Annotated in this window: 16 protein-coding genes and 2 rRNA genes (1 of these 18 only partly in view); 10 read left to right on the top strand and 8 right to left on the bottom strand. The window is 53.5% G+C overall.

Features of this window, described 5'->3' with window-relative positions:
* The 3 genes from I6L47_RS13485 to tcdA form a co-directional block, all read left to right on the top strand.
* A 23S ribosomal RNA gene (locus I6L47_RS13485) occupies positions 1–2,563 on the top strand; it begins 327 nt to the left of the window's first position.
* A 78-nt stretch (positions 2,564–2,641) separates the two neighbouring features.
* Positions 2,642–2,756 (top strand): 5S ribosomal RNA (gene rrf, locus I6L47_RS13480).
* Positions 2,757–2,949: 193 nt separating this feature from the next.
* Positions 2,950–3,786, top strand: a complete 837-nt coding sequence (gene tcdA, locus I6L47_RS13475; protein WP_064339107.1) for a tRNA cyclic N6-threonylcarbamoyladenosine(37) synthase TcdA — start codon at positions 2,950–2,952, stop codon at positions 3,784–3,786.
* 21 nt (positions 3,787–3,807) lie between these two features.
* On the opposite strand, the gene I6L47_RS13470 is transcribed toward tcdA, so the two are convergent.
* Together I6L47_RS13470 and I6L47_RS13465 are read right to left on the bottom strand one after the other, a co-directional pair.
* The gene (locus tag I6L47_RS13470; RefSeq protein WP_041209816.1) at positions 3,808–4,242 is read right to left on the bottom strand and encodes a SufE family protein; all 435 of its coding nucleotides are present in this window, start codon (positions 4,240–4,242) and stop codon (positions 3,808–3,810) included.
* 13 nt (positions 4,243–4,255) lie between these two features.
* The gene (locus I6L47_RS13465) at positions 4,256–5,476 is read right to left on the bottom strand and encodes an aminotransferase class V-fold PLP-dependent enzyme (protein WP_216947611.1); all 1,221 of its coding nucleotides are present in this window, start codon (positions 5,474–5,476) and stop codon (positions 4,256–4,258) included.
* 181 nt (positions 5,477–5,657) lie between these two features.
* Here I6L47_RS13465 and rep point away from each other — a divergent pair, with 181 nt between their 5' ends.
* Entirely contained in the window at positions 5,658–7,670 is a 2,013-nt protein-coding gene (gene rep / locus I6L47_RS13460; RefSeq protein ID WP_216947610.1) for a DNA helicase Rep, read from the top strand.
* A gap of 2 nt (positions 7,671–7,672) precedes the next feature.
* Here rep and I6L47_RS13455 read toward each other — a convergent pair whose 3' ends face one another.
* The 5 genes from I6L47_RS13455 to I6L47_RS13435 all read right to left on the bottom strand — a co-directional run bounded on the left by I6L47_RS13455 (position 7,673) and on the right by I6L47_RS13435 (position 13,721).
* Complete coding sequence (locus I6L47_RS13455) at positions 7,673–9,949, bottom strand: bifunctional diguanylate cyclase/phosphodiesterase (RefSeq protein WP_139399871.1); 2,277 nt, start codon at positions 9,947–9,949, stop codon at positions 7,673–7,675.
* A gap of 84 nt (positions 9,950–10,033) precedes the next feature.
* Positions 10,034–10,489: a cytochrome c5 family protein gene (locus tag I6L47_RS13450; protein WP_058056430.1), complete on the bottom strand. Its 456-nt coding sequence runs from the start codon at positions 10,487–10,489 to the stop codon at positions 10,034–10,036.
* A 197-nt stretch (positions 10,490–10,686) separates the two neighbouring features.
* On the bottom strand, positions 10,687–11,715 hold the full coding sequence (tdh, locus tag I6L47_RS13445) for an L-threonine 3-dehydrogenase (protein ID WP_005340852.1): 1,029 nt from the start codon (positions 11,713–11,715) through the stop codon (positions 10,687–10,689).
* A gap of 55 nt (positions 11,716–11,770) precedes the next feature.
* Complete coding sequence (locus tag I6L47_RS13440) at positions 11,771–12,961, bottom strand: glycine C-acetyltransferase (RefSeq protein ID WP_005342487.1); 1,191 nt, start codon at positions 12,959–12,961, stop codon at positions 11,771–11,773.
* A 115-nt stretch (positions 12,962–13,076) separates the two neighbouring features.
* On the bottom strand, positions 13,077–13,721 hold the full coding sequence (locus tag I6L47_RS13435; RefSeq protein WP_042054294.1) for a TetR/AcrR family transcriptional regulator: 645 nt from the start codon (positions 13,719–13,721) through the stop codon (positions 13,077–13,079).
* A 158-nt stretch (positions 13,722–13,879) separates the two neighbouring features.
* On the opposite strand from I6L47_RS13435, the gene rfaD reads away from it, so the two are divergent.
* The 6 genes from rfaD (at position 13,880) to I6L47_RS13405 (ending at position 20,798) form a co-directional block, all read left to right on the top strand.
* On the top strand, positions 13,880–14,839 hold the full coding sequence (rfaD, locus tag I6L47_RS13430) for an ADP-glyceromanno-heptose 6-epimerase (RefSeq protein WP_021230709.1): 960 nt from the start codon (positions 13,880–13,882) through the stop codon (positions 14,837–14,839).
* 64 nt (positions 14,840–14,903) lie between these two features.
* Positions 14,904–16,085, top strand: a complete 1,182-nt coding sequence (locus tag I6L47_RS13425) for a glycosyltransferase (protein WP_216947609.1) — start codon at positions 14,904–14,906, stop codon at positions 16,083–16,085.
* On the top strand, positions 16,082–17,842 hold the full coding sequence (locus I6L47_RS13420) for a polysaccharide deacetylase family protein (protein ID WP_216947608.1): 1,761 nt from the start codon (positions 16,082–16,084) through the stop codon (positions 17,840–17,842). Before I6L47_RS13425 ends, I6L47_RS13420 begins: the two co-directional genes overlap by 4 nt.
* A 3-nt stretch (positions 17,843–17,845) precedes the next feature.
* Complete coding sequence (locus I6L47_RS13415; RefSeq protein WP_216947607.1) at positions 17,846–19,054, top strand: O-antigen ligase; 1,209 nt, start codon at positions 17,846–17,848, stop codon at positions 19,052–19,054.
* Positions 19,051–19,716, top strand: coding sequence for a glycosyltransferase family 25 protein (locus I6L47_RS13410; RefSeq protein ID WP_216947606.1), 666 nt, complete (start codon positions 19,051–19,053; stop codon positions 19,714–19,716). Before I6L47_RS13415 ends, I6L47_RS13410 begins: the two co-directional genes overlap by 4 nt.
* Positions 19,717–19,730: 14 nt before the next feature.
* Positions 19,731–20,798: a glycosyltransferase family 9 protein gene (locus I6L47_RS13405; RefSeq protein WP_254204742.1), complete on the top strand. Its 1,068-nt coding sequence runs from the start codon at positions 19,731–19,733 to the stop codon at positions 20,796–20,798.
* Between the two features lie 27 nt (positions 20,799–20,825).
* Here the strand turns inward: I6L47_RS13405 and I6L47_RS13400 are convergent, their stop codons facing one another.
* Positions 20,826–21,887: a glycosyltransferase gene (locus I6L47_RS13400; RefSeq protein WP_216947605.1), complete on the bottom strand. Its 1,062-nt coding sequence runs from the start codon at positions 21,885–21,887 to the stop codon at positions 20,826–20,828.
* Between the last annotated feature and the right edge of the window lie 147 nt (positions 21,888–22,034).

Here is a 22,034-nt window from a genome sequence, read left to right as displayed (position 1 = left end):
AGCCCCGTACACGAAAACAACCTTGATGTGAAATCGAGTAGGGCGGGACACGTGACATCCTGTCTGAATATGGGGGGACCATCCTCCAAGGCTAAATACTCCTGACTGACCGATAGTGAACCAGTACCGTGAGGGAAAGGCGAAAAGAACCCCTGTGAGGGGAGTGAAATAGAACCTGAAACCGTGTACGTACAAGCAGTGGGAGCCCTTCGGGGTGACTGCGTACCTTTTGTATAATGGGTCAGCGACTTACATTTTGTAGCGAGGTTAACCGTATAGGGGAGCCGTAGGGAAACCGAGTCTTAACTGGGCGTCTAGTTGCAAGGTGTAGACCCGAAACCGGGTGATCTAGCCATGGGCAGGTTGAAGGTTGAGTAACATCAACTGGAGGACCGAACCCACTAACGTTGCAAAGTTAGGGGATGACCTGTGGCTGGGGGTGAAAGGCCAATCAAACTCGGAGATAGCTGGTTCTCCCCGAAAGCTATTTAGGTAGCGCCTCGGACGAATACTACTGGGGGTAGAGCACTGTTTGGGCTAGGGGGTCATCCCGACTTACCAACCCCATGCAAACTCCGAATACCAGTAAGTAATATCCGGGAGACACACGGCGGGTGCTAACGTCCGTCGTGAAGAGGGAAACAACCCAGACCGCCGGCTAAGGTCCCAAAGTTCTGGTTAAGTGGGAAACGATGTGGGAAGGCTCAGACAGCTAGGATGTTGGCTTAGAAGCAGCCATCATTTAAAGAAAGCGTAATAGCTCACTAGTCGAGTCGGCCTGCGCGGAAGATGTAACGGGGCTCAAACCAGGCACCGAAGCCGCGGATTCACACTTATGTGTGAGTGGTAGGGGAGCGTTCTGTAAGTCTGCGAAGGTGTATCGAGAGGTATGCTGGAGATATCAGAAGTGCGAATGCTGACGTAAGTAACGATAAAGGGGGTGAAAAGCCTCCTCGCCGGAAGACCAAGGGTTCCTGTCCAACGTTAATCGGGGCAGGGTGAGTCGACCCCTAAGGCGAGGCCGAAAGGCGTAGTCGATGGGAAGCAGGTTAATATTCCTGCACGACTTGTAATTGCGATGGGGGGACGGAGAAGGCTAGGTGGGCCAGGCGACGGTTGTCCTGGTGAAAGTGCGTAGGTGGTGTTTCTAGGCAAATCCGGAGACACAACACTGAGACACGAGACGAACACACTACGGTGTGGAAGCCATTGATGCCCTGCTTCCAGGAAAAGCCTCTAAGCTTCAGATTACAAGTCATCGTACCCCAAACCGACACAGGTGGTCGGGTAGAGAATACCAAGGCGCTTGAGAGAACTCGGGTGAAGGAACTAGGCAAAATAGAACCGTAACTTCGGGAGAAGGTTCGCTCTTGACAGTGAAGTCCCTCGCGGATGGAGCAGTTGGGAGTCGCAGTGACCAGATGGCTGGGACTGTTTATCAAAAACACAGCACTCTGCAAACACGAAAGTGGACGTATAGGGTGTGACACCTGCCCGGTGCCGGAAGGTTAATTGATGGGGTTAGCGCAAGCGAAGCTCTTGATCGAAGCCCCGGTAAACGGCGGCCGTAACTATAACGGTCCTAAGGTAGCGAAATTCCTTGTCGGGTAAGTTCCGACCTGCACGAATGGTGTAACCATGGCCATGCTGTCTCCACCCGAGACTCAGTGAAATCGAATTCGCCGTGAAGATGCGGTGTACCCGCGGCTAGACGGAAAGACCCCGTGAACCTTTACTACAGCTTGGCACTGAACATTGAACCTACATGTGTAGGATAGGTGGGAGGCTTTGAAGGCGTGACGCCAGTTGCGCTGGAGCCGTCCTTGAAATACCACCCTTGTATGTTTGATGTTCTAACGCAGGGCCCTGAATCGGGCTCGCGGACAGTGCCTGGTGGGTAGTTTGACTGGGGCGGTCTCCTCCCAAAGAGTAACGGAGGAGCACGAAGGTTGGCTAATCCTGGTCGGACATCAGGAGGTTAGTGCAATGGCATAAGCCAGCTTAACTGCGAGACGGACAGGTCGAGCAGGTACGAAAGTAGGTCATAGTGATCCGGTGGTTCTGAATGGAAGGGCCATCGCTCAACGGATAAAAGGTACTCCGGGGATAACAGGCTGATACCGCCCAAGAGTTCATATCGACGGCGGTGTTTGGCACCTCGATGTCGGCTCATCACATCCTGGGGCTGAAGTCGGTCCCAAGGGTATGGCTGTTCGCCATTTAAAGTGGTACGCGAGCTGGGTTCAGAACGTCGTGAGACAGTTCGGTCCCTATCTGCCGTGGGCGTTGGATGATTGAAGGGAGTTGCTCCTAGTACGAGAGGACCGGAGTGAACGAACCTCTGGTGTTCGGGTTGTCACGCCAGTGGCACTGCCCGGTAGCTAAGTTCGGAATCGATAACCGCTGAAAGCATCTAAGCGGGAAGCGAGCCCTGAGATGAGTCATCCCTGACCCCTTGAGGGTCCTAAAGGGCCGTTGGAGACCACAACGTTGATAGGTGGGGTGTGTAAGCGCGGCGACGTGTTGAGCTAACCCATACTAATTACCCGTGAGGCTTAACCATACAACACCCAAGAAGTGTTTCGAGCCTTGTAACGAATACGATACTACTTACATCAGCTTTCACAGATTGAAGAATTTGCCTGGCGGCCATAGCGCCGTGGAACCACCTGATCCCATGCCGAACTCAGAAGTGAAACGCGGTAGCGCCGATGGTAGTGTGGCATTCGCCATGCGAGAGTAGGACACTGCCAGGCACCAAATTTAAGAACCCCGCTCATCGAGCGGGGTTTTTTATTGCCTGTAATTCAGAAAGTCGTCTGATAATTGACCTTTTATTCTCTCTTCCCTGCCGTTTTCTCTGTTTTTTCTCCCCGATTTTCTCCGGTTCTGCCATCGCCGCTGGCGTTGGTTGTCGTTATAATGGCCGCCCTCAAGCAAGGTGGTGGTATGAAAGCAGAATATCTACAGCGATTCGGGGGCATTGCCCGTCTTTATGGTCAGAACGCACTGCGTTCCTTTAGCCAAGCCAAGGTCTGTGTGGTGGGGATCGGTGGCGTAGGCTCCTGGGCGGCCGAGGCGCTGGCCCGCGCCGGTATCAACCAGATCACCCTGATCGACATGGACGATATCTGCATCACCAACACCAATCGCCAGATCCACGCTATGCAGGGGACGGTCGGTCGCCTCAAGACCGAGGTGATGGCCGAGCGTATTCGCGCCATCAATCCGGATTGCGAAGTGATCGAGGTGGATGATTTCGTCACTGCCGATAATCTGGCCGAGCATATCAAGCGGGAGTTTGACTATGTGGTGGACGCCATCGACTCGGTCAAGGCCAAGGTGGCGCTGATTGCCTTCTGCAAGCGCAACAAGATACCGGTAATTGTGGCCGGTGGTGCCGGCGGGCAGATGGATCCGACCCAGATCACTGTGGCGGATCTGGCCAAGACTATTCAAGACCCGTTGGCGGCCAAGGTACGCTCCGACCTGCGCCGGTTGCACAACTTCAGCAAGAATCCGGCGCGCAAATTCGGGGTGGAGTGTGTCTTCTCAACCGAGCAGCTGAGTTATCCGGATGGTAATGGTGGCACCTGTCAGGCCAAAGCGGCCAGCGATGGCACCATGAAGATGGATTGCGCCTCCGGCTTTGGCGCCGTGACGCCGGTGACGGCAACCTTCGGGCTGGTTGCCGCGTCCCGGGTATTGAAGAAGATTGCCGAGCGGGGCGCCCGAGCCGAGAAAGAGAGCGGGAATGAAGAAGCTGGATCGATTGGCGAAGCTTAATCGACCACTGAACAGAGCGGGTTAGACAGCCTGTTCCCGGATCGCCAGTACGATCGCTCTGAGCCCGTTACCTCGTGACGGGCTCAAGTGTTTCTCAAGTCCCAGTTCGGTGAAATACCCTTCCATATCAAATGCCTGGATCGCCGCAGACGATTGGTGGTTGAGTGCCGCCAGCACGATGACGATGAGGCCACGCACGATGCGAGCATCGGAATCACAGGCAAAGTGCCAGCAGCCATCCTCGCTTTGTTCTCCCTTCAGCCAAGCCAGGCTTTCACACCCCTTGAGGCGGAACTCCTCCTGCTGCCATTCGGCGGGAAGCGCTGGCAGCTGCTTGCCGAGCTGGATGATGAGCCGATACTGGTTCTCCCAGCCGTGGGCGGCGGCAAACTGCTGGCGGATGGTGTCGGCGTTGGGCTCAAGGCCAATCTGGGTATAGCTTGCGAGGTCACTCATTCGGTTGTCTGCCTTAGAAGAAGTCACTGAGTTTGTGCAGGGCGGCCAGCAGGGCGTCGACATCGTCCCGATTGTTGTAGCAAGCCAGCGAGGCGCGCATGGTGCCGCCGATCCCGAGCGATTCCATCAATGGCATGGCGCAGTGATGGCCGACTCGCAGGGCGATCCCCTGCATATCGAGCAGGGTGGCGGCATCCTGCGGGTGGATGTCGTCGAGCAAGAAAGAGACCGCACCGGCGCGTTGGCCGGGTTCGCCGACCAGACGTAGCCCCGGCACCTGTTGCAGACCTGCGACCAGATAGTCGGTCAGTGCCTGTTCATGGTTGGCGAGCCATTGCCGGTCTTGCTCCATCACAAAGTCGATGGCGGCGGCGAGGCCGATAGCACCGGCGATATGGGGGGTGCCCGCCTCGAACTTGAAGGGTAGGGTATTGAAGGTGGTGCCGCTGAAACTGACCCGATCGATCATCTCGCCACCGGCTTGCCAGGGCGGCATCCGCTCCAATAGCTCGGTGCGGCCCCACAACACGCCGATGCCGGTCGGGCCATAGAGTTTGTGGCCGGAGAAGGCATAGAAGTCGCAACCGATGGTTTGCACATCCACCTCGAGATGAGCCACCGCTTGGGCGCCGTCGATCAGGGTCAGAGCGCCGACTGCCTTGGCTGCTGCCACCATCTCTTTGACTGGATTGACGGTGCCAAGGGCATTGGATACGTGGGCCACGCTTACCAGCCGGGTGCGTGGCCCCAGCATGGCGTGATAGGCGGCCAGATCGAGATCGCCCCGCTCATCGAGGGGGATAACCCGGATGACTGCGCCGGTGCGCTGGGCGACCAGCTGCCATGGGACGATATTGGCGTGGTGCTCCAGGGTGCTGAGGATAATTTCGTCCCCTGCCTTGAGCTCGCTCATCCCCCAGCTCTGGGCCACCAGATTGATTGCCTCCGTGGTGCCGCGAGTCCAGATCACCTCATGGCTGCGGGGCGCATTGATAAAGCGGGTGACAGTCTCGCGGGCAGCCTCAAAGGCGCGGGTAGCGCGGCCACTCAGGGCGTGGGCTGCACGGTGCACGTTGGCGTTGTCGGCCCGATAGTAGTGAGCGATGGCATCCAGTACCGCTTGCGGTTTCTGGGTGGTGGCGGCGTTATCCAGATAGACCAGAGGGTGGCCGTTTACCTCCTGCGCCAAGGCCGGAAACTGGCTGCGCAGTTGGTCGTGCTGTTGCTGATTCATGCTCCCCTCATCATCCGGAAAAAGTCATCATCTCGAAAGGTCGGCCATGATCCTGAAAATAGCGCCCGAACACAAGGCGCGATAAGCCGGAATGGCGGTTGCCTGCCGTGCAGCAGGTACGGCTCATCGGGTGATTTCTGGTACAATGCCGCCCCTCATCATAAGCCAAGAGATCCGGCCCATGAAGCTCAACCCCAATCAGAACGAAGCGGTCAAGTATGTCTCCGGCCCTTGCCTGGTGCTGGCGGGTGCCGGATCGGGCAAGACCCGCGTCATCACCAACAAGATTGCCTATCTGGTGCAGCAGTGCGGCTACAGCGCCCGCAACATCGCTGCGGTCACCTTTACCAACAAGGCGGCGCGGGAGATGAAGGAGCGGGTCGGCCAGACTTTGGGTCGCAAGGAGGCGCGGGGGCTGATGGTCTCCACCTTCCATACTCTGGGTCTCGATATCATTCGTCGGGAGCACAAGAGCCTGAATCTCAAGGCGAACTTCTCCCTGTTCGATGATACCGACCAGCTGGCGCTGCTGAAAGAATTGACTGAAGACGAGCTCGACAACGACAAGGACAAGCTCTCGGCCCTTATCAGCCAAATCTCCAACTGGAAGAACGATCTTATCCTGCCCGCCCGCGCCATGCGTATTGCTCACGGGCCGGAAGAGGTGTTGATGGCCCAGCTCTACGAGCGCTATCACCGCCAGATGGTGGCCTATAACGCGCTGGATTTTGATGACCTCATCGTGATGCCGACCCTGTTGCTCAAGAGCAATCAGGAGGTACGTGAGCGCTGGCAGAACAAGATCCGCTATCTGCTGGTCGATGAGTATCAGGACACCAACACCAGCCAGTACGAGCTGGTGAAGCAGATTGTCGGCGAGCGTGCCCGTTTTACCGTGGTGGGGGATGATGACCAGTCCATCTACTCCTGGCGCGGTGCCAAGCCGCAGAATCTGGTGCTGCTGAGCGAAGATTTCCCCAGCCTCAAGCTGATCAAGCTGGAACAGAACTACCGCTCCAAGCGGCGGATCCTCAAGTGCGCCAACATCCTGATCGCCAACAACCCGCACGTCTATGACAAGGCGCTCTTCTCCGAGCTTGATGAGGGGGTGAAGCTCAAGGTGCTGTTCGCCAAGAACGAGGAGCACGAAGCGGAGCGGATCGCTGCCGAGATGATGGGCCACAAGTTTATGAACCGCACCCGGTTCAAGGATTACGCCATCCTCTATCGGGGCAACCATCAGTCGCGCATCTTCGAAAAGGCGCTGATGACTAACCGCATTCCCTATCGTATTTCCGGCGGCACCTCGTTTTTCTCCCGCACCGAGATCAAGGACATCATGGCCTACCTCAAGCTGCTGGTGAATCCGGACGAGGACACCGCCTTCCTGCGGGTGGTCAACCTGCCGCGCCGCGAGATTGGCCCCACTACCCTCGAAAAACTGGGTCAGTATGCCAATCAGCGCGGCAAGAGTCTGTTTGCCGCCAGCTTCGAGCTGGGGCTGGAGCAGCACCTCTCAGGCCGTGGCCTCACTGCATTACAGGCCTTCACCAACTGGCTGGTACGCCTTGGCGATCAGGCGCTGCGTGGCAATCCGGTGGAGGCGGTGCGGGACATGATCAAGGAGATCCACTACGAAGAGTGGCTCTACGAGACCTCCCCCAGCCCGAAAGCGGCCGAAATGCGGATGCAGAACGTCTCCACCCTCTATCGCTGGATCACCGAGATGCTGGAAGGGGATGAGCTGGAGGAGTCGATGACGCTGGCTCAGGTGGTCACTCGCCTCACCCTGCGTGACATGATGGAGCGCAACGAGGGGGAGGACGACGCCGATCAGGTGCAGTTGATGACCCTGCATGCCTCCAAGGGGTTGGAGTTCCCCTATGTCTATATGGTGGGGATGGAGGAGGGCTTGCTGCCCCACCAGACCAGCATCGACGAGGACAATGTGGAGGAGGAGCGGCGTCTCGCCTACGTGGGGATCACCCGGGCTCAGACCGAACTGACCTTCACCCTCTGCAAGGAGCGGCGTCAGTTTGGCGAGTCGGTACGTCCGGAGCCGAGCCGCTTCCTGCTGGAGCTGCCGCAGGATGATCTTGAATGGGAAAACCAGAAGAAGGTGACTGCCGAGGAGCGCCAGCAGAAGGGGCAGGTCGGTGTTGCCAACCTGCGGGCGTTGTTCAAGAAGGATTAACCCTAAGGATTGGCCGGGGTCAGTAGCGGCACTATGTCTGCTCCCGGCATGGGCGGAGAGATATAGCGCCCTTGCCCCATCCGGCAGCCAATATCAATCAGCTTCTGCAACTGCTGCTGGTTCTCGATCCCCTCGACCACCAGGGTGTAATCAAGATCCTGACAGATATCCCGCATGGCGCGGATCAGCGCCAAATCTTTGGGCGATTGCAGCATCCTCTGGGTAAAGCTGTCATCCACCTTGATGTAATCCACCGGGAAGTGGAACAGAGCGTTGAGGGAGGAGAAGCCGGTGCCGAAATCATCGAGGCTGATCTGGATACCCTTGGCCCTCAGGTCATGCAGGGATGCCAGCGCATCGGAATCTTGCCGCGACAGCTCCCGCTCGTTGAATTCAAAAATCAGATAGCCGGGGGCGACCCCTTCCTCTTCGATAATTCCCATCAGCCGCATGATGTGGTCATGGTTGACCAGATGCTTGCCCGACAGATTGATGGCGACCTTGAACTTGCTCTGCCCGGAGATTGGCAGCCAGTTCTTCAGTTGCTGACAGGTGTGGCGCAGGATCTGGTAATCCAGCTCCAGAATCAGGCCGCACTGCTCCGCCAGCGGAATAAAGTCGAACGCATCCTTCAGAATCCCCTCCTCGGTCAGCCAGCGCGCCATCACCTCCAGTCCGGTCAGGCGGCTATCCTGCAGCCGGATCACCGGCTGGAAGTAGGGGACGATACGCCCCTCCCGCAGGGCTCTGGCCAGCATCTCTTCCGGCGAATTCCAGTTCTGGTTGATGCAATCATCCGAGTAGCTGACGATGCGACTGCGACCATTGCGCTTGGCCTGATACATGGCCAGATCGGCCTGATGGAGCAGCTGGCTGATATCTGAGGTTTGCTCGGAGACGCTCGATACCCCAAGGCTGACGGTAATGCTCAACTCGTTGCCGAGTAGCCGGAACGGGTAGGAGAGACGGCTGATAATGCGGTTGAGCACTGGGCTGATGTCATCATCGCTCTTGCTGCTGTCCAGATAGATGACGAACTCATCGCCCCCCAGTCTGGCCACCAGATCATTTTGCCGGATGCAGGTCTGCAGGCGGCGGCTCACCTCCTTGAGCAGCTGATCGCCAGCACTGTGGCCCAGGGTGTCATTGATCTGCTTGAAGTGATCCACATCGATAAAAATCACCGCGAATCCCGGCGATTTGTAGCGGTTGTAGTGGGTCATGGCATGGTTGAGGTGGTTCATCAACAGCGCGCGGTTGGGCAGCTGGGTCAGCGGGTCGTGAAGCGCATCGAATTGCAGCCGCCGTTCCAGCTCCTGATGCTGCTTGAGCTGCTTTTGCAGCCTGAGGTTGGTCTGACGCAGCTGTTGTAGCCGCTGGTTGATGGAGTCTTCGGTATTGATGTCGTTGAGCTGCTGGCGGATCCGTCTCAGCTCCAGCAGCAGGGTGAGCTGGCCACGCAAGAAGTCGAGAAACAGCTTGTCGTCGGTCTCCAGCGGTTGAGCCGTGCTGATGATGAAGTGGGCGAAGTACTGTTGTTGCAGCCGCAGCGGCATGCTGTGCCAGTAGCGGGACTCCCTGCTCACCTCGATATTGCTGGTGCTGTGGCACAAGCCGCTGATGAACTCGTCTCCCTGATGGGGATGTGCAGGGTAGATCTTTTCCAGCTTCTGACTGGTTAACCTGACCAGCAGCATGTCCTCAATGGTGAGCATCTGGCGCAGTACCGCTTCCAGTTGGGAGAAGAGCGCCTGAGCCGGCAGGGTATTGGCGAGCCGCATGATGCGGCTGATGCTCTCGATTTTCTTTTTCCAGTTCGGGTCTTTGCGGATCAGCGGCGAAGGGAGCTCGGTGAGATGGGATCCCGCCTGGGTTTCGGTCAGCCGCTTGGCCAGACACTCCAGCAGCAGACGCAGGGTCGGCAGGTCGGCAGGGGTGCCGCGAGCCAGCAACCACTGTATCTGGCCATGCTCGATGGGGAAGACGCACCACCCTTCGGCCTCATCCAGTTGGGTGAGCTGATCGGTGATGCGGGATTGCTCACGGCCCAGCTGTTGTTTGAAGATGTCGCTGACCTTGTAGGCGTAAAGCCAGTTCAGGCCGGTATCGGAGAGGCCCAGCATGCCGAAATGTTGCAGCGGGCAGAGTTGGTCAATCTGCTGGATCAGGGCATCGTAATCGTCAGACGTGGCGGTTTGTGGCGCCGGGAAGTCCATAATGGCAGAGACCAACGCCAACAGAGGAGTTGAGTAGTGGGGTTCGATGGATTGGGACGACATGTGCAACTCCCGATATGTCTACCTTACAAGAGTAGTCGGAAGCCGATAGATTGAAAGGGCCGCAATTGCGGCCCTTTCAAATACTTACAGCTTGTCGATCATGTAGTGGATGGCGTTTTCAATCTCTTCATCACTACAGTTCGCACAGGTGCCGCGCGGAGGCATCATGCCGGACTTGCCGGTAAAGCCTTCAATGGCATGTTTCTTGAGAGTATCAATGCCCTGGGCGATGCGAGGATCCCAGGCTGCCTTGTCACCCCGTTTGGGGGCACCGGCTGCACCGGTGTCGTGACAGGCAAAGCAGGCGCCCTTGTATACCGTTTCGCCATCGCGGGGACCGGAGGAGGCAGTCGCAGCAGGTGCAGCACTCGCGCCGGCAATACCTTCCAGATCCTTGGCGGTATAGACCTGACCGATTGGTTTGATCCGCTCGGCAATGGCCTCCGGTGACATCTCATCGGCAGCAAGCACTGCCCCAGACAAGCTGGCGGCCGTCATCCCGACAGCCAGCAAATAGCTCAGTTTTTTCAACACGCTCATATACTCCCAGCAGTCTTTTATTATCCATGTAAACGACGGGATTATAACCGAATAGTTACAGCCATTTAAACGCTTGTGTGTGAAGTGTTAAACACTCTGCGTGCAAAGTTTTGGGCAATATCACGGCAATTCGGGTGGTGGAGATAAAAAGAAACCCGGCATTCGCCGGGTTTCGGGTAACCAAGGGGTGAAACGTCCTATTTATCCCAGCTCAGGATCACCTTGCCGGAGTGGCCGGAGCGCATCGCATCGAACCCCTGCTGGAATTCGTCGATGTGGAATCTGTGGGTGATGATGGGGGAGAGATCCAGCCCGGACTGGATCAGGCTGGCCATTTTGTACCAGGTCTCGAACATCTCGCGGCCATAGATCCCTTTGATAAACAGCCCCTTGAAGATCACCTTGTTCCAGTCGATGGCCATGGTGGAGGGCGGGATGCCAAGCATGGCGATCTTGCCGCCGTGGTTCATCTTGTCGAGCATCTCCTGGAAGGCGCTCGGGACGCCGGACATCTCCAGCCCCACGTCGAAGCCTTCGGTCATGCCCAGCTCGCTCATCACGTCGGCCAGCTTCTCCTTGGCCACGTTGACCGCGCGGGTGGCGCCCATCTTGCGGGCCAGCTCCAGCCGGTATTCGTTGACGTCGGTGATCACCACGTGGCGCGCACCCACATGGCGGCAGACGGCGGCAGCCATGATGCCGATGGGGCCTGCACCGGTGATGAGCACATCTTCACCCACCAGATCGAAGGAGAGGGCGGTGTGCACCGCATTGCCGAACGGGTCGAAGATGGCGGCCAGCTCGTCCGGGATGTTGTCCGGCAGCTTGAAGGCGTTGAATGCGGGGATCACCAGATACTCGGCAAAGGCGCCCGGGCGGTTGACACCAACACCAATGGTGTTGCGGCACAGATGAGTGCGCCCGGCGCGGCAGTTGCGGCAATGACCGCAGGTGATGTGCCCTTCGCCGGAGACCCGATCGCCGATGGCGAAGCCGCGCACCTCCTGACCGATGGCGACCACTTCCCCAACATATTCGTGGCCGACCACCATGGGTACCGGAATGGTCTTCTGGGACCACTCGTCCCAGTTGTAAATGTGGATATCGGTGCCGCAGATGGCGGTTTTGCGGATCTTGATCAGCAGGTCGTTGTGGCCGAGCTCGGGAGCCGGCACATCTGTCATCCAGATGCCGACCTCTTTGTGCAGTTTGGAGAGTGCTTTCATGGCTGTTCCTTCAATATGAATGCAGAAAAAAGGGGCTGCAGCCCCTTGATTCAAATCAGATAACGCCGAGTTCACGGCCGATGCGGATAAAGGCGTCGATCGCCTTGTCCAGCTGCTCGCGGGTGTGAGCGGCAGACATCTGGGTACGAATGCGGGCCTGACCCTTGGGCACGACCGGGAAGGAGAAGCCCACCACATAGATGCCAGCTGCCAGCATGCGGCTTGCCATTTCGGAGGCCAGTTTGGCATCCCCCAGCATCACCGGAATGATGGCGTGGTCGGCGCCAGCCAGAGTGAAGCCAGCGGCGCTCATCCGCTCGCGGAAGTAACGGCTGTTCTCTTTCAGGCGGGCGCGCAGGTCGTGACCCTCGGCCAGCATGTCGATCACCTTGATGGTGGCGGCAACGATGGAGGGGGCCAGCGAGTTGGAGAAGAGGTACGGGCGGGAGCGCTGACGCAGCCAGTCGATCACCTCTTTCTTGCCGGAGGTATAGCCGCCGGATGCGCCGCCGAGCGCCTTGCCCAGGGTGCCGGTGATGATATCGACCCGATCCATCACGCCGCAATATTCGTGGGTGCCACGGCCGTTTTCGCCGATAAAGCCGACGGCGTGGGAGTCATCCACCATCACCAGCGCATCGTATTTGTCCGCCAGATCGCAGATGGATTTGAGGTCGGCGATGACGCCATCCATGGAGAAGACACCGTCGGTGGCGATCAGCTTGAAGCGGGCGCCATCGGCGTCAGCCTGCTTTAGCTGGGCTTCCAGCTCGGCCATGTCGTTGTTGGCGTAGCGATAGCGCTTGGCCTTGCACAGCCGCACGCCGTCGATGATGGAGGCGTGGTTGAGGGCATCGGAGATGATGGCATCTTCGGCGCCGAACAGGGTTTCAAAAAGACCGCCATTGGCATCGAAACAGGAGGAGTAGAGGATGGTGTCTTCGGTGCCGAGGAAGGCTGACATCTTCTGCTCCAGCGCTTTGTGCTGGTCCTGGGTGCCGCAGATGAAGCGCACCGAGGCCATGCCGAAGCCGTGGCTGTCGAGTCCCTGATGGGCGGCGGCGATCAGATCCGGGTGGTTGGCCAGCCCCAGATAGTTGTTGGCACAGAAGTTCAGTACCTGCTCACCACCGACGGCGATGCTGGCCTGCTGGGCGGAGGTGATGATGCGCTCCTGCTTGTACAACCCTTCAGCTTGCACCTGGTTCAGTTGCTCGGTCAGGTGACGATAGAATCCGTTAGACATCCTCGATCCTTATTGGCTATTTCAGCTGCGTATCAACAGAGGGCGACATTTTACTGCAATCTGTTGCGGTAAATTCAAATGATTGTGCTGATATTCAACAAATGTGAAACAGATCTCACCCAGCTGGTTGGGCCAGCTGACGGTAGTGAAGTTCCAGCTGCTGGATCTGTCCGGCTACCTGGGGTTGCACATAGGGGCGCAGCAGGAACAGCACCTTCAACACGCCCTGATAGAGCAGCGGTTTGGTGATGCGGGTGTTGGGGGCCTGGGCAATCTGGAAGGGGATCCAGCAGGTCACCACCATCTTGATGGTCTGTCCCAGATCCGGCAGGTCTTCATCGCTGACATCGATAATGCCCCCTTCGCGCAGGCTTCTGAGCAGCGCGACCACTGAAGAACGCATCTGCTCCTGGGCCTTGAGGTACTTCTGTTGCAGCGGTTCGTCACGGCTCAGGATGTCCGGCAGGTTGGCGTAGAAGAAGCGGAACTGCCACATCAGATAGAAGATGGCATCGAGATAGCCCATCAGATCCTGTAGGGTGATTTCACGGTTGCGGGTCGGCACGAAGCTCTCGCTCAGGTGACGGGCATACTGGTCGAAGATGGAGTGGATGATGTCTTCTTTATTGCGGAAGTGGTAGTAGAGGTTGCCCGGGCTGATACCCATGTGCGCCGCAATGTGGTTGGTGGTGATGTTGCGTTCACCCTGATCGTTGAACAGCTCGGTCGCGCTGTGAATGATCCTGTCTCTGGTTTTCATCACTCATTCCTCCAACAGGTTCCGCTCGGGGCAGTTTTGAACAAGGTCGAATCCCCGGACGGCCCGTGATAAACTTTTCGGCAATTTCAAATTGGCTCACTATACACAGCTTTAACAAGCAGTCACATGTAGCCATCAACGTACGAGAGGCAAACTCCATGATCGTAGTAACTGGCGGTGCTGGCTTTATCGGCAGCAATCTGGTCAAGCAGCTGAACGCTCAAGGACGGACCGATATCGTGGTCATTGATGACCTGACCGACGGCACCAAGTTCGTCAACCTGGTCGATCTGACCATCGCTGACTACATGGACAAGGACGAGTTTCAGGCTCGCATCGTCTCCGGCGACGAGTTTGAAGAGTGGGACAACGGTATCGAGGTGATCTTCCACGAAGGCGCCTGCTCTGCTACCACCGAATGGAACGGCAAGTTCATCATGGAGGTCAACTACGAGTACTCCAAGGATCTGTTCCACTACTGCATCGAGCGTGAAATCCCGTTTATTTACGCCTCTTCTGCCGCGACCTACGGTGGCCGCAATGACAACTTTATCGAAGATCCCAAGTTCGAACAGCCGCTCAACGTCTACGGCTACTCCAAGCAGCTGTTTGACCAGTACGTGCGCCGCTGGATGCCGGAGATCAACTCTCAGGTTGTCGGCCTCAAGTACTTCAACGTCTACGGCCCGCGCGAGCAGCATAAAGGCTCCATGGCCTCCGTTGCCTTCCACCTCAATACCCAGGTGAAGAAGGGCGAGAATCCCAAGCTGTTCGAAGGTTGCGATGGCTTCCCGAACGGTGGCCAGATGCGTGACTTCATCTATATTGACGACGTCTGCAAGGTAAACCTGTGGTTCTGGCAGAACCCGCAGCACTCCGGCATCTTCAACTGCGGTACCGGCCGTGCCGAGCCGTTCCAGAACGTGGCCGAAGCGGTGATCAAGCATCATCAGAAGGGAGCCATTGAGTATATTCCCTTCCCGGATCACCTCAAGGGCCGCTACCAGAGCTTCACCCAGGCTGATATGACCAAGCTGCGCAGCGTGGGTTATGACGCCGAGTTCAAAACCGTTGCCGAAGGGGTAGCGGATTACATGGCCTGGCTCAACCGGGCATGATTATTCGCTTTTGCGGAATGGCCGCCAATGAGGCGGCTTTTTCATTATTTCCTATGTGGTTAGCATGAAGAAAAAAGTTTTATTTATAATGGAAACATTGGGCGGAGGAGGCGCCGAAAAGGTCCTTGTTGAAACGCTTAAGCGTTTGGATTTTAGTAAATACGCTATTACGCTGCTGTTATTAAGGTGTGAGGGTGTATATTTATCTCAAGTTCCGAAAAATGTAAAAGTAGAATTTCTGTTGCCGACCGAACCATCGGGGTTGTTTCAGCGTAGAATTCTTTTCTCTATTAAAAAACGCTGGTGGAATTTCGTTCTAAATAGCAAATGGTTAGCAAATGTCGTATTTAATGAACGATATGATGTTGGTATCGCATTTTTGGAAGGTAATAGCTCTCTGTTGTTATCGCACCTGAACTCTGTTGTTCGAAAGATGGCATGGGTCCATATAGACTTGTTGTACCATCAAATTCTTTCCAGAAAAATTGAGCGTACCGTTTATAAAAAAATGGATAACATTGTCTGTGTCTCTAAAGGTGCACAGAATGCATTATTGAAATTGTATCCTGAAGTGGAACCATATACTCAAGTGGTGTATAATCCTGTTGATATAGAAGGCATAATGAGGAAAAGTCGTGAGCCTATTACGAGTGAGGGGCAAATAAAAGTTATTGCTATTGGACGGCTATGCAATGCCCAAAAAGGATTCGACATCTTGCTGGCTGCTCATAAAATAAATATTGATGCAGGGGTTAAATATCACCTTACAATTTTGGGAGAAGGTGATGATAGAGCTGGGTTAGAGTCATTTATCAATATTAATAATATTGGTGATAGTACTAAATTACTTGGATTCAAGGAAAATCCATATCCATATCTTGCTGATGGCGATCTATTCGTTATGTCCTCACATTATGAGGGTTACCCAGTTGTACTCGTAGAAGCAATGGCGTTGGGGAAGGCCATTGTATCAACAAATTGTACTGGACCTAATGAAGCTCTCGATGGCGGGAAATATGGTGTTCTCGTTCCTGTCGGGGATGCAAATGCGCTTGCATTGGCAATACGAAAAATGATTGAAAATAAAGAAATGCTATCAACATATAGTTCCTTATCGAAGGAACGAGCCAAGATTTTCAATCTTGGGGAGAGTATGAGGCAGATCGAGCAATTATTAGATGGGGGGAGCAAACATCCTTCCAGTTGCACCCTTCATTCGAGTCTTGTTAACGGAGGTGTAGGGTGAATATATTGATGGCACTCTCCCAGCTCGAAGTCACGGGCGCCGAGGTCTATGCCACCACGGTCGGTAACGAACTGACACGGCGTGGTCACAACGTCTTTTATGTGTCAGATACCCTGACCAAGCCGACGCTTGGCCCCGTCTTCAAGCTGAGATTCAACAAGCGCAGCATTCTGCGCCGCTTCTGGCACGTCTTTTACCTCATCTATCTCATCAAGAAGCATCATATTCAGTTGGTGCATGCTCACTCCCGCGCCTCCGGCTGGAGTAGTTATGTGGCCTGCAAGCTGACTGGCACCCCGATGATCACCACGGTTCATGGTCGCCAGCCGGTGCACGCTTCGCGCAAGGCGTTCCATGCCCTTGGGCTGAGGGCTGTTGCTGTTTGTGAGGATATTGCCCATCAGATTGTCGACAATCTGGGGGTCGATCCTGCGATCGTGCAGGTGCTGCGCAACGGTATCGAAACCGACAAATTCCAGCCTGTGCCTGTGCCGGACAACCCAAAGCCGGTGATTGCCATCATCGGGCGCCTGAGCGGCCCCAAGGGGGAGCTCTGTTACCGTCTGCTCGAGGAAGTGCTCGACCTGGATACCTGTCGGGTGCGGATTGTCAGCGGTACCAAAGTGCCTGAGCGCTTTGCCCGTTTCGCAGGACGCGCCGAGTTTGTCGGTTATGTCGAGGATGTGCCCGCTCTGCTGGCGAGTTGCGATCTGGTGATCGGCGCCGGTCGGGTAGCGATGGAAGCACTGCTCTGCGGTCGGCCCGCCTTTGCCATTGGTGAAGCCAGGGCCATTGGTCTGGTGACGGAACGAAATCTGGACGAGGCGCTGGCGAGTAATTTTGGCGATATCGGCCCCAAGGATCTGGCTATCGATTTTGCTGCCCTGAAGGGAGAAATCGAGACCGCCTTGGCCAGCAATACGGTGCCGGAAGTCATTCGGCAGCGCATTCAGGATGAGTATGGCTTGCAGGGGGTAGTATCCGGCCTCGAAACCATCTATCAGGATGCCGTAGTCGAAACCTTGCACCGGGAGATGCCCGTCATCATGTACCACCGCTTTATCGAGCAGGATTGCGAGAAAGGAGTGCACGGTACCTGGATGCCGATCGCCATGTTCGAAAAGCACCTACGCCTGATGAAGTGGCTCGGCTACGAAACCCTGACGTTCGGCGATCTGGCGGACAAAGGCTTTATCCACCGTCTGCAATACGGCAAGAAGTACCTGATGATCACCGCCGATGACGGCTATCAGGACAACTTGACCCGCATGCTGCCGCTGCTGGAAAAATATGGTTACAAAGCCGTGGTGTACGTGGTTACCGGTGAAGGCTATAACCGTTGGGATGTGGAGCATCCGACCAATCCGGACACCAAGGTTTCATTGATGAGTGATGAGCAGGTCAAGGCGTTGGCCGCCAGCGGTCATGTGGAAATTGGTGGTCATACCCTGACCCATCCCCGCTTGAGCAAGCTCACACCCGAACAACAAGCCCATGAAATTCAGGAGAATAAACGCCAACTGGAGGCCCTGCTTGGCCATCCGTTGCTCTCGTTTGCCTACCCTTACGGAGATATGAACGAGAGTGCCAAGGAGCAGGCTATCACCGCCGGGTATCGTTTTGCCGTCGCTACCAATAGCGGCCCCAAAGCAATGCACCAGGACCCTTTCCAGATCCGCCGGATCGCCATCTTTCCCCGCACAGATGTGTTTGGGTTATGGCGAAAAATTCGCGGAAATTATGTATTCAGGAAGTAATCAATGTCTTCAGTCTTACAGGTCAGGATTGATCGTCTGACCACAGCACTTTTTTCCTTGACCTTGGCATTTACATTTTGTGGGCTTTTTTTACTACCTAACGGCAAGACAATCCTTTCCAATATGTTGGTTATCTCTATTTTGGCTGGCATTGTGAATCTGGTCATTTGTAAGAGCAGGGATGTAGGGCTACATGATCGTCGCATTCTATGGCTCTTTCTTGGGTATGCTGCTTTTATTCAAATAAACCGTCTTATTCATGGTGATCAGTATGGAGTTATGCGCAGTCTTGGCTATGTTGCCTTATTCGGCCTCTTGGTACCGAGAAAAGAAATCGTTCTAAAAGTTAGTCGATACGCCATCATGCTGGGTGGAGTAGGAATGGGCTGTATCAGTTTGTGGCAACAGTCTCAGGGTGTCTATAGGGTTGAGGGATTTACCAATGCAATACTATTTTCACAAGCAAGCTTGGTGATAGCACTACTGGCTTGGGGGATACATAGAGAAAAGTCTCTGCTTGGGTGGGAGAAAGGGTGTGCATTGTTATCTGTCTTGATGGCGCTCTACAGCCTCTATGCTTCGCAGAGCCGTGGTGTTTGGCTGGCATTTATGACAATTATTGGCTTGATGGTGATTGTTAAGGCAATAAAAAAACCACTAAAATATATTGTTTTTTTGCTTCTGATATTGGGCAGCGGAACTGCTTTTTACCACCAGAGTTCTGTGTTGCAAGAACGAGTTCAGGCTAGTATCTCCGATCTCAGTAACGCAGAGAAGGGGCAGTATGATACCTCTTGGGGGCTACGCCTAGTTGCATGGCAGGGAGCATGGCAAGGCTTTCTAACCTCACCCATTCTTGGGGTGGGAACTGATGGGTTTGATGCCATAAAAAAATCACTGGTTGCATCCGGTGTTAGCTCTCCTTTATTACTCAATCCTGTGTTGGCCCATTCTCACAATCAATATATGCAAAACTTGATCATTCGTGGGACGGTTGGGGGCGTGGCACTTCTACTATTCTTGGGATGGCCCATGTGGTGGGCGGTAAAATGTTGGGGTGTGAGTTCGGTTGGTGTATTGTTACCACTTTCCTTTGCCATCGGCAGTGTGAGTGATGTTCCATTTGAGCATCAAAATACATTGTTACTATATGCGCTGGGGCTGTTGTTCATATGGCTTTGTGGTCCAAATGATATTAGAGGTACTCGATGATTCCAATTTTTGTCATCAGTTTGTTGCGAAGCCATGAGCGGCGTGAAGCTATTGAGAAACAAATGGCTCGTTTAGGATTGTCTTTTACTTTTTTTGATGCGGTAGATGGAAAGTTACTGAATGATAACGATCTCTCTAAGGTCGATCTGAAGCTGGCTAAGGTCTTTTGTGGGCATTCCTTAAGCTTGGGTGAGGTGGGTTGTGCATTGAGTCATATCAGACTCTATGAAATGATGGTAAAAAAAAATATAGATAGGGCTATCATATTAGAGGATGATATTCATCTTCACATGCATTTCAAGAATGTTGTGGAGGGGGCGATAAAAAAATCATCTTCAGAAATTATATTTATTCATCATGGAAAAGCAAAGCAGTGGCCTTGGGCTAGGAAATTACCAGAGGGTTATCGCTTATCCCGTTATCTTCGACCGAGTAAAAAATCAAATAGAGGAATTATATCGACAGCCGGATATATATTAAATCTGGCTGGTGCGCGAAAATTATTGAAATGTGCCTATCCTGTAAGAATGCCATCTGATTACTTGACGGGACGGCTTCAATTAAATGCACTTAATGCGTCAGGTATTGAACCATGTTGCTTAGATGTGGGGTATTTTGATACGACGATTGATGATCGTAATTATGGTCAACATATAAAGTAATTAAGGTAATAGTTGTGATTAGAACTTTGCAGTTGTGGAGAGATACACTTCGCCGCAAGCTGGGTATTTTACTTTTTGATCGTCATTCATCAGTGAGATCGTCATCACATGGTGCCACTGTTTTTGTTAGGTGGGATGCTAAGCTTGGTGATGCAATCGTCTCTTCCTGGGTAGCAAGGGAGATTAAAAGTAAATTTCCGGAGCGGAAAGTTTATGTCATTACCAGCTCTGAAATGGCACCATTGTTTAGAGACTTTTTTAACTTTGATTACGTCTTTGAAATACCCAAGAGGGCTGGCTATATGGAGCTCAAAAAATTAGCCAATGAAATTGGGGATGTGGATTATCTTGTGCATTTTAGCCAAAAGATGAAGATGAAAGACCTTTATTTCATCTCCAAAGTTGGGAGCAAAAATGTAGCAGGGGTCGATGATGAGCTTGACTGTATTAATATCAAGCTGGGCCAAAAAACAGCAGGAATGCACTTCGCTAAGAAATTTAAGGTGCTGCTGGAGCATATGGGGATTGCTAACCCTGATACCAGTTATATAGTGCCTTCGTGTCAGGATGCTGAGGATCGGGTTGGCTCTTGGTGGCCAAGTAATAAAACGTTGTGTTTCAATCCATATGGCAGTGGGACATCCCGTTGTTTCAGTGTTGAGAAAAGTATAGCGTTAATTAACACGATGCTTGATTCATCAAATTACAACATTTGTCTCTTGTATCCACCTGGGCGTGAAAGGGACGTTGAACGAGTTTTATCTCATGTTTGTGACCCAACCAGGGTTGTTAGTGATCATGAAAAACCATCTCTGGCTGCCCTCTTTGCACAGACAAGGCATTGTGCCGGTATGGTCTCTGTGGATACTGCAACAGTGCATATTGCAACAGGTTTGAATAAACCTGTTCTTGGTATTTACAATGATAATTTCGGGATGCCAGAAAATGTGGAGTGGCATCCAAATAATCCTCGCGCAAGTGTTATCTACGCAGAAACCAGGTCTGCACAACAAGACGTAAATTTTATAAACGTTGCTGAATTTAAAACAGTATTTAACAAATGGGTGGCTGATTATCTATAGAGAGTTGGGGTTTTCCCCAACTCTTTCTCATAAAGATATAAACTGCTCGGTCACACTTTCACTAGAAAATGGTTGATAACAGTTTGAATCAATGGAAATTCTTATTCGATCAACACTTGTAATTGCCATGGCCAGTTCACTGATATCTTCCATCGGGATTAGAAATTTATCGAGTGGTTTCGTCAATATCTCTGCCGGCCCAGACGGGCAATCCACGCTGATCACCGGGGTATGGCAGATAAGTGCTTCAATAAGTACTGTTGGCAATCCTTCAGCATCCGATGTCAGGATAAGTGCTTGGGCAGCCCTGATATAGGGATAGGGATTCTTCTGAAAATCGATGATTTTCACCTTGTTGGCAAGGTTCATCTCCTCGATCATGGCCTCAATGTGAGGACGCCGCTCCCCTTTTCCCATCAGGACGAGTGGTGTGTCAACGCCGCTTAGCTGATATGCCTGCAAGAGACGATCATGGCGTTTCCGCTCTTCGAAGGTGCCGACATGGATAAAATACTTGTCGAATGGCTTGCTGAAAGGCACATTAGCCAACGCCTGAATTTTCTCGATATCAAACGGATTGTATATAACCTGACACGATTTTGGTGTGGCTTTTACATTTTGTAAAATGTCGTCCGCGATGCCACGAGATACGCAGATCAGTTTCTTGCCATTATAGAAGCGCTTGAATTTTCCATATCCTTTGGCGTTGTTTTTGGCAAAGCCGGTGACATTTCCGTGGATCCAGTAATAGATATTCAATGTATCAGGCAGGTGTCTGGTAATTTTATCACATGAGCATGAGATGATGACGTCAGGTGAAATCTCTTTGATTCTTTTCAGGATCAGCGATGCTTGTATTTTTTCAACCGCAATATTGGATATGGCTTTGGTCAGTTTTGTGACAATGCCAAGGTCGATAGGATGAATATTGTCGGGCAACGTATGATCTATTTTTTCCCGCAAGGTAAACAAGGTTACATCTGCACCGGCATCTTTTAGCAATGATGCGGTATTGAGCAAAACCTTTTCCGCACCACCACCATACAAGTCTTCAACAATGAATAAAAACTTTTTAACTGGTGGGGTCATAACTGCTCCGCGGGTCTCATAACTGACTGGTAAATCTACTAAAAATGTGAATCGTAAACGAGCAAAATCAGGTGGCAACTGTTAAAGTCGTTAGCAATTTTTTCAATAGGTATGGATCAATGATTGGTCTTAGTGGGCGATACCATA

Source organism: Aeromonas sp. FDAARGOS 1417, from assembly GCF_019046985.1.
In the GTDB taxonomy this organism is placed as follows: Bacteria; Pseudomonadota; Gammaproteobacteria; order Enterobacterales; family Aeromonadaceae; genus Aeromonas; species Aeromonas veronii.
The sequence above is the reverse complement of the archived record's forward strand: the minus strand, read 5'-3'. Positions and strand labels throughout refer to the sequence as shown.